Annotated in this window: 7 protein-coding genes; 4 read left to right on the forward strand and 3 right to left on the reverse strand. The window is 63.3% G+C overall.

Going from position 1 to position 5,158, the window contains the following annotated elements; translation table 11 throughout:
• Positions 1-22: 22 nt before the first annotated feature.
• Together ccsB and A2J03_RS26475 are read left to right on the forward strand one after the other, a co-directional pair.
• Positions 23-991, forward strand: a complete 969-nt coding sequence (gene ccsB, locus A2J03_RS26470) for a c-type cytochrome biogenesis protein CcsB (protein WP_068380252.1) — start codon at positions 23-25, stop codon at positions 989-991.
• Positions 992-1,251: 260 nt separating this feature from the next.
• Positions 1,252-2,292 (forward strand): MinD/ParA family ATP-binding protein, encoded by a 1,041-nt coding sequence (locus tag A2J03_RS26475; RefSeq protein WP_068380253.1) that lies wholly within the window; start codon positions 1,252-1,254, stop codon positions 2,290-2,292.
• Between the two features lie 76 nt (positions 2,293-2,368).
• On the opposite strand, the gene A2J03_RS26480 is transcribed toward A2J03_RS26475, so the two are convergent.
• Together A2J03_RS26480 and A2J03_RS26485 are read right to left on the reverse strand one after the other, a co-directional pair.
• Positions 2,369-2,569, reverse strand: a complete 201-nt coding sequence (locus A2J03_RS26480; protein ID WP_068380254.1) for a hypothetical protein — start codon at positions 2,567-2,569, stop codon at positions 2,369-2,371.
• 122 nt (positions 2,570-2,691) lie between these two features.
• Positions 2,692-2,904, reverse strand: a complete 213-nt coding sequence (locus A2J03_RS26485) for a BldC family transcriptional regulator (RefSeq protein WP_068380265.1) — start codon at positions 2,902-2,904, stop codon at positions 2,692-2,694.
• Positions 2,905-3,205: 301 nt separating this feature from the next.
• Here A2J03_RS26485 and A2J03_RS26490 point away from each other — a divergent pair, with 301 nt between their 5' ends.
• Both A2J03_RS26490 and A2J03_RS26495 read left to right on the forward strand, forming a co-directional pair.
• The gene (locus tag A2J03_RS26490; RefSeq protein WP_068380256.1) at positions 3,206-3,526 is read left to right on the forward strand and encodes a DUF4229 domain-containing protein; all 321 of its coding nucleotides are present in this window, start codon (positions 3,206-3,208) and stop codon (positions 3,524-3,526) included.
• Positions 3,526-4,614, forward strand: a complete 1,089-nt coding sequence (locus A2J03_RS26495; protein ID WP_068380260.1) for a PLP-dependent cysteine synthase family protein — start codon at positions 3,526-3,528, stop codon at positions 4,612-4,614. The genes A2J03_RS26490 and A2J03_RS26495 overlap by 1 nt, the downstream gene beginning before the upstream one ends.
• A 75-nt stretch (positions 4,615-4,689) precedes the next feature.
• Here the strand turns inward: A2J03_RS26495 and A2J03_RS26500 are convergent, their stop codons facing one another.
• A complete protein-coding gene (locus A2J03_RS26500) occupies positions 4,690-5,007 on the reverse strand; it encodes a hypothetical protein (protein ID WP_068380263.1) in 318 nt (105 codons plus the stop codon).
• Between the last annotated feature and the right edge of the window lie 151 nt (positions 5,008-5,158).

Consider the following 5,158-nt stretch of genomic DNA (forward strand, 5'->3'; position numbering starts at 1 on the left):
GAAAGATCAGGAGAACTGACCGATGCCGATCAACGAGACTCTCTCGCAGTACAGCGACTGGTCGTTCGAATCCGCGTTCACCATCTACGTACTCGCATTCGTACTGCTCATTGCGCAGTACGCATCGGCGAAGGCGACGGCGGTACAGGCCAAGGAGCTTGTCGGGAGCGGTGCGCCCGTCTCGGACAAGAACGTCCCGGGACGTGTGGTGGAGACCCCCAAGCGACCGCTGTCGGAGCGGTTGTCGGGGATGGGTTTCGCGCTGCTGATCCTCGCTCTCGTGCTGCACGTGGCATCGGTCGTACTCCGCGGTTTCGCGACGCACCGGTTCCCGCTCGGCAACATGTACGAGTTCGTGACCATGGCAACGGCGGCCGCAACGCTGACTTCGATTGTGCTGCTTCGCAAGCGCTCGATGCGCCCGATGCTGGTGTTCGTTCTGGCGCCGATCATCGTGCTGATGTTCCTCGCGGCAACCAAGCTCTACGCCGATGCCGCGCCCGTCGTGCCTGCGCTCCGCTCGTACTGGCTACCGATCCACGTCACCATCGTCAGCGTCGGCAGTGGCATCCTGCTGGTTTCCGGCGTCGCCAGCCTGCTGTTCCTGCTGCGGATCAAGCAGCCTGTAGGCGAGGAGAGCCGAGGCTTCTGGGGACGGTTCGCATCCAAGCTTCCCGACGCCCAAGCGCTGGACCGTCTCGCGTACAAGACGACGATCATCGCGTTTCCGTTGTTCGGTGCAGGGGTTATCCTCGGTGCAATCTGGGCCGAGGCCGCGTGGGGTCGCTTCTGGGGATGGGATCCCAAGGAGACGATGTCGTTCATCACGTGGATCATCTACGCGGCCTACCTGCATGCGCGTGCCACGTCGGGGTGGCGTAACACCCGTGCGGCCTGGATCAACATCGGCGGCTTCACGGCGATGCTGTTCAACCTGTTCATCATCAACATGGTCGTTTCCGGCTTGCACTCCTACGCGGGACTCAACTAGCGCTGGTAACGTCCGCGTCGACCGGCTGGGGAGGCCGGGAGATGGGGGAATCGGTCGTGGCCGAATGGCAGATGAGTTCGTGGCAGTCGGTGACTCCGGCCGAGCCTGGGGAGGACGCCGAAAAGGACCGGAAGCCGGCTGTCGTCACGAGAAGCGCTGGAGATGACCCTGCGAGCCCAGTGGGGCCTGTCACGGCGGGGTCTCCTGTTGCCCCCACACCGGAGCCACCCCCAGCAGCGTTTCGCTCGACCCCCGTTCCGATGCCTCCCGAAGCAGCCGTGCCCACCTCGCGGCCCCAGGAACCTGAACCCGGGCTGCAGGGCACGTTGCCGCCTGTTGCGTCCGCGTCCGCTCTCGATCTCACCAACGCTCTGCTCGTCAAGCATGTAGCGCCGCCCCCGGCGTTCGGATGGCGTCGGTGGATTCACACGATGACCGGCCGTCGGGTAAATCTGGGGAACAGTACGCGCGACGAACAGTTGGTGCGACTGACTCGGCAAGTGGATCGGCATCTAGTCGGCTGCTACCGCGTGTCGGTGCTCAGCCTCAAGGGCGGTGTCGGAAAGACGACGACGACGGCAACGCTCGGCTCGACGTTCGCGCGGATCCGAGGGGACCGCGTGATAGCAGTCGATGCAAATCCGGATCGCGGCACGCTGAGCCAGAAGGTGCCGCTGGAGACGCCGGCGACTGTGCGAAACATGCTGCGCGACATCGACGGTCTGAAGCGCTACAGCGACGTCCGCGCATATACGTCGCAAAATGCCTTCAGGCTCGAGGTGTTGGCGTCGGACACAGATCCTGCGGTCTCCGAGGCGTTCAGCGGCCAGGACTACGACAAGGCTGTCGAGTTGCTGGAGAAGTTCTACAGCATCGTGCTGACGGATTGTGGAACCGGGTTGATGCACTCGGCGATGAGCAGCATCCTCGAAGGCTCCGATGCGTTGGTCGTCGTCAGCTCCAGTGCGGTCGACGGTGCCCGCAGCGCGTCGGCGACGTTGGACTGGCTCGATGCGCACGGACACAGCGACTTGGTTCGATCGTCGGTGGCCGTCGTCAATGCCGTGAGGCCGCGAGCGGGGAAAGTTGATCTCGCCAAGGTGGTCGAGCATTTCGAGCAGCGATGCCGTCAGGTCGTGTTGATCCCGTTCGATCCGCACCTCGAAGAGGGTGCGGAGGTCGATCTGAACAAACTGAAACGGCGGACCCGTGTTGCGCTCTTGGAACTCGCGGCGGCCGTCGCGTCGGGATTCCCCAGCAACCGACCCGAGGACGTCATGCGCGCGGGCCCGGACAGCTGAAGCCCGATCGCCGATGCATTGTCGGACGAGAACAGCCCGCCTCGTGAGACGGGCTGTTCTCTCTTTCTCGACACCTTTACTCGGCTGAATCCTGCTTGCCGGTTTCGTGTCCCTCGGTACCCGAGCGACGGGCGTCTCGATTCATCCGCCACAGAAATTCTGGATCGTCGTCCGGGCCCTTGATTGGTCCGGCCGGTGCCTGCACAGTCGGACCGAAAGCCTTCCAGAACAGCACGATCACTACCACCAAACCGATCAACGCCAAAAGATAGATCACGACGCACCTCCTCTTCCCAGGGTAGCCGCGTCAGGGTGCGGTGTGCACCCCAATGCGGTTTGCAAGTTCCTGAGAATTCGGCACGTGGTTCGGTGGTTTTCCTGCAGGTCGAGAGTTTCTTGCTAGCGGTGTGCGGCCTCGGTCGTCAACGACGAGAGAAGCTGCATGACCTCGGCTTCACGGAACCGGCGATGGCCACCTGGTGTGCGAAGCGAGCCGAGACGGCCGGCGTGCGCCCATCGGGTCACCGTCTTCGGATCGACATGAAAGAGCGCCGCTACCTGCCCGGGTGTGAGCAGTGAATCCTGAGCCTTGTGCAGTGTTGGTGCGCTCATCTTGGTCGTGTCCTCCTGCATGCTGTGTCCGGCGGGCGGCGGCCCTTTCCCTGTACATCCTCGACCTGGTCAGGTCGAGAAATCTGGTGCCACTACGCCGGACCGTGGATGGAGCAAATTCGTGTTCGACCACCATGGTGGCACTCGAACCCCTAGGTACTCGACTGATCTAAGGTTGGTAAAGGGGAGGTAATGGACAAATCGGATAAGTCAGGCCGCCCGAAACGGGCGAATTTCGCTCGACGTCCCGAGTTGTCGAGGCCGCGACGGCGAGCCCTTCCGGCGCGGTAACCTGGGGTTCGTGAACGAACGCAACACGCCGCCCGTGCCCACCGCAACCAAGGGGCAGCTGTTCCGGGACGTTGCCCTGTACAGCGGCGCCCGACTGTTGCTCGTGGTCGTTATCGCTGCCGTCATCGTCGGAGTAGGTCTGCTGGTCGGAGTCGAGATTCCGGTTCTGGTTGCAGCGGTGTTCGCGGTACTCATCTCGTTGCCGCTGTCGCTCGTGCTGTTCAAGTCGCTGCGGATCCGCGTCAACGAGTCGATCGCAGGCGTCGACGAGGGGCGTCGTCAGGCCCGAGCGGACCTGCAGGCGAAGCTGCGCGGCGAAGACGGCCGGTAATGACCTCGATCGTCGATCATTCAGCCTCTCGAGTGTGGGTCGACAACGCGGTCCGGCTCATCGACGCCGATGCTCAGCGGTCGGCCGACACGCATCTCCTGCGGTATCCGTTGCCGTCGGCATGGAACGTCCAGCTCTACCTCAAGGACGAATCGACCCACATCACCGGCAGTCTCAAGCATCGGCTAGCCAGATCGCTGTTCCTCTACGCAATCTGCAATGGCTGGGTCACCGAGAACACCACCGTCATCGAGGCTTCCTCCGGTTCGACCGCGGTCAGTGAGGCCTACTTCGCAGGACTGCTCGGCCTCCGCTTCGTCGCCGTCATGCCTCGAAGCACCAGCCCGACCAAGATTGCGCTCATTGAATCCCATGGCGGCAGCTGCCATTTCGTCGACGATCCTGCCGCGATGTACACCGAGGCTCATCGACTCGCGGCCGAACCCGACTGCCACTACATGGACCAGTTCACCCACGCGGAGCGGGCCACGGACTGGCGCGGTAACAACAACATCGCGGAGTCGATTTTCCATCAGCTCACGAAAGAAGAGTCCCCGATTCCCACCTGGGTTGTCGTCGGCGCAGGCACCGGGGGTACCAGCGCAACGATCGGTCGTTACATCCGATATCGCCGTCACGCAACGCGATTGGCAGTTGTCGATCCGGAGAACTCCGCATTCATCGGTGGCTACGAGACCGGCCGCGCTGACTTCTCCACTGGAAAGCCGTCTCGCATCGAAGGAATCGGCAGACCCATCGTCGAGCCGTCGTTCGTCGGACAGGTGATCGATCGCATGATTGCTGTTCCTGATGCCGCATCGGTTGCCGCGGCCCGGCATGCATCCGATGTTCTCGGTCGACGTGTCGGCGGGTCGACCGGTACGAACATCTGGGGCGCGTTCGGTCTGATCGCCGAGATGATAGCCGCGGGGCAGAGTGGCAGCGTTGTGACGGTGTTGTGCGACGGAGGCGAGCGCTACGCGGGGACGTACTTCAACGACGAGTGGGTGGCTGGTCAGGGTATGGATCTGGTCGGCCCCGCAGAGAAGCTACGGGAGTTCACTCGGACCGGGGAGTTCCCGGTCTGAAAGGGGTCTGGCTCTGGGGTTCGGATTCGGTCCGGACGCGACGCGCGTACTGGTCCGGGCGCGGGGAGGGGTGGGTCAGTGGCGGGTGAGCACGAGTGACGCCGCTGCTGTTGCGCCGGCTGCGACACTGACCGCAGGCCAGGCTCCGATCTTCTTGGCCAACGGGTGCGAGACGCCGAACCCGACGAGGTAGGTGCCGAGCAATGCGCCTGCGACCTTCGGGCCGGAGGACGCCTTCCACGACGCCGTGCATGCGACGCCGACAGCGGCCAGCACCGCGCCACCCAGTTGGCGATTCTTGCTCCTTTGCGCGACGGCGAATCCGCCCAGCAGCCCACCCGCCGCGAGGGCCGAGGTTGCCAATGCGGTGCTGTTGATCGGGTTCGAAGCCATGGGCTACAGCGTAGTTACCTCTTCTCGGGGTGCGGGTCTGGCGGTCCTTTTCTGGCGGTCGGTCAGAAGGGTGGGGGTTCGTTTCGTTCGCGGAGTTGTTCGCGGAGTTTTTGGATGTGTTTGTGTTGTCGGAATTGTCTGCGGATGATGC

Origin of the sequence: Rhodococcus sp. EPR-157 (genome assembly GCF_001647195.1) — a bacterium.
GTDB lineage: Bacteria > Actinomycetota > Actinomycetes > Mycobacteriales > Mycobacteriaceae > Rhodococcoides.